The sequence below is a fragment of the Vibrio fujianensis genome, from assembly GCF_002749895.1.
Lineage (GTDB): Bacteria > Pseudomonadota > Gammaproteobacteria > Enterobacterales > Vibrionaceae > Vibrio > Vibrio fujianensis.
The window spans coordinates 709,412-711,764 of the sequence record NZ_NBUS01000054.1; the positions used below are offsets into that span (position 1 = coordinate 709,412).

Annotated in this window: 4 protein-coding genes; all 4 read right to left on the reverse strand. The window is 46.8% G+C overall.

All coding sequences use genetic code 11. The features are described from left to right. Positions 1–448 (reverse strand): bifunctional phosphoribosyl-AMP cyclohydrolase/phosphoribosyl-ATP diphosphatase HisIE (hisIE, locus tag B7C60_RS16370; RefSeq protein ID WP_245869615.1); only part of this gene is annotated, 448 nt, incomplete at its 3' end. After that, on the reverse strand, positions 445–1,218 hold the full coding sequence (gene hisF, locus B7C60_RS16375; protein ID WP_099612558.1) for an imidazole glycerol phosphate synthase subunit HisF: 774 nt from the start codon (positions 1,216–1,218) through the stop codon (positions 445–447). The genes hisF and hisIE, both read right to left, overlap by 4 nt. Further along, positions 1,200–1,937 carry a 1-(5-phosphoribosyl)-5-[(5-phosphoribosylamino)methylideneamino]imidazole-4-carboxamide isomerase gene (gene hisA / locus B7C60_RS16380; protein ID WP_099612559.1) on the reverse strand — a complete coding sequence of 246 codons (738 nt, stop codon included), beginning with the start codon at positions 1,935–1,937 and terminating at the stop codon, positions 1,200–1,202. The genes hisF and hisA overlap by 19 nt, the downstream gene beginning before the upstream one ends. Positions 1,938–1,984: 47 nt before the next feature. Next, the coding region (gene hisH, locus B7C60_RS19820; protein ID WP_245869616.1) for an imidazole glycerol phosphate synthase subunit HisH at positions 1,985–2,353 on the reverse strand (369 nt) is incomplete at its 5' end.

The following is a 2,353-nucleotide window of genomic DNA, read 5'->3' on the forward strand; positions in this document are numbered from 1 at the left end:
CACGCGCATAAAGGCTAGCAGTATAAGAGGACTCTGGATCGGCACTCTTGCGGGCAGCCAATAACTGTTCAAGTTGATGAAGCCAGACCCATTGTGATTCCTCTTGTTCATCGCCATCCCAGCAGGTGGTTGTCCCGGTATGACAAGTGGGGCCAATTGGGTTCACTTTGACTAATAAGGTGTCTTGATCACAATCCAAGGCGATATTTTTCAGTTGTAAAATATGTCCAGACGTTTCGCCTTTGGTCCATAACCGCTGTTTTGAACGTGAATAAAAGGTCACTTGTTCCGTTTCCAACGTTTTTGCCAGCGCTTGCTGATTCATATACCCCATCATCAACACTTGGCTAGACGTAAAATCTTGGATAATTGCTGGGATAAGACCATCAACCTTTTCCCAATTGATTCGGTCTGAGAGCGCCATTGGGCTTTGCGTAGTTCGGCTCATCGTCTTACCTCGATTTGTTGTTGTTTTAAATACTGCTTCAGTTCACCGATATTAATAATCTGTTTATGAAAGACAGAGGCTGCCAGCGCACCATCGACATGGGTTAACTTAAAGGCGTCAGCAAAGTGTTCCATCGCCCCCGCACCACCCGAAGCTATCAGAGGCACTTGGCATACAGCTCGAATCCTCTTCAATTGTTCAAGGTCATACCCATGACGAACCCCGTCTTGGTTCATCATGTTAAGGACAATTTCACCCGCTCCCCGTTTTTGTACCTCTTGAACCCAATCTTGAGTTTGCCACTGTGTCGCTTTGGTCCGCGTTTCATCCCCGGTAAATTGATAGACTTGGTATTGGCCCGTTTCTTTATCAAAATAGGAATCGATCCCCACGACAATACATTGCACACCAAATTTATCCGCAAGATCGGTGATCAATTGAGGGTTGGCTAATGCGGGCGAATTAATCGACACTTTATCGGCACCAAACTCTAAAATGCGCGCCGCATCGTCTGCCGATTTGATTCCACCCGCGACACAGAAAGGGATGTCGATCACTTCGGCGACCCGTGATACCCAACTTTTATCGACGACTCGACCATCACTGGATGCGGTAATATCGTAAAAAACCAGCTCATCTGCACCTTCTTCTGCATAGCGTTTAGCCAGCGGTACGATATCACCTATGATTTCATGGTTACGAAACTGAACACCTTTAACGACTTGACCATCACGAACGTCTAGACAGGGAATTATTCGCTTTGCCAGCATGAGAACGCCTCCTGTGCGGTAAACTTACCCTCTAATAGTGCACGACCAACAATAACACCGGCGACTCCACTGCCTTTCAACGCTTCAATGTCTGCTAAGCTGCCGATACCACCAGAAGACTGGAATTGAATTTGTGGATACTGCTGGCATAAATCGACATACAACGCCACATTAGAGCCTGTCAGCGTTCCATCACGAGAAATGTCGGTACACAAAACATGTTGTAGACCCACCGTGAGGTAATCATCCAATAACGCTTCGATGGTCACCCCAGAGTCTTCTTGCCAACCAGAAATAGCAACTTTACGTGAGCCATCACGATCAATATTGATATCCAGTGCAAGAACCATTTTCTCCGCTCCGTATTTTGCCATCCAACCTTTGACTAATTCAGGTTGTTTGACCGCGGTGGAACCAACCACGACACGCTGAGCACCGGCGTTGAGTAAATCAATCACATCTTGTTCACTACGCACGCCACCACCAATTTGAATATTTGCTGGCGTGCTGGCCAAGAGGGTCGCAATCAACGTTAACTGACGAGCTGAGGTGTCTTTTGCACCCGTGAGATCCACTAAATGAAGCCAGTTGGCACCGGCTTGATGATAGAGGTTGAATTGTTCAGCGGGATCAACTTTATATTCGGTCACTTGCCCATAATCTCCCTGATAAAGGCGAACAACCTGACCATCGATTAAATCTAATGCGGGAATAATCATCATTTATCCTTAATGGTGGTTTAGCCTTATCGGCCAAACGACTATCCTTAAAGTTTCAAAAAATTGTCAATTAACTTGGAGCCAGCTTTTGATGAGCGCTCTGGATGAAATTGCACACCATAGTAGTTGCCATGTTGAATTGCCGCACTAAAAGGCTGACCATATTGACACTCTGCAATGGTGTAGTCGCCAACCGGCATGGCAAAACTGTGCACAAAATAGAAGTACTCGCCTTCTTCAATGCCTGCAAATAATGGGTGACCAGACGTTGCAGACACCGTATTCCACCCCATATGGGGTAAAGGCAGGCCCTGTGTTTGCATTCGGCGAACTTCACCGCCGACCAGCCCCAAGCACTCAACCGTTTCTTGGGCTTTTTGTCCCTTCTCTTCTGAGAGCTTGCCCATAAGTTGCAT

Coding starts and splice junctions, on each gene's coding strand:
- hisF (WP_099612558.1), bottom strand. CDS start 1,218: ATGCTGGCAAAGCGAATAATTCCCTGTCTAGACGTTCGTGATGGTCAA.
- hisA (WP_099612559.1), bottom strand. CDS start 1,937: ATGATTATTCCCGCATTAGATTTAATCGATGGTCAGGTTGTTCGCCTT.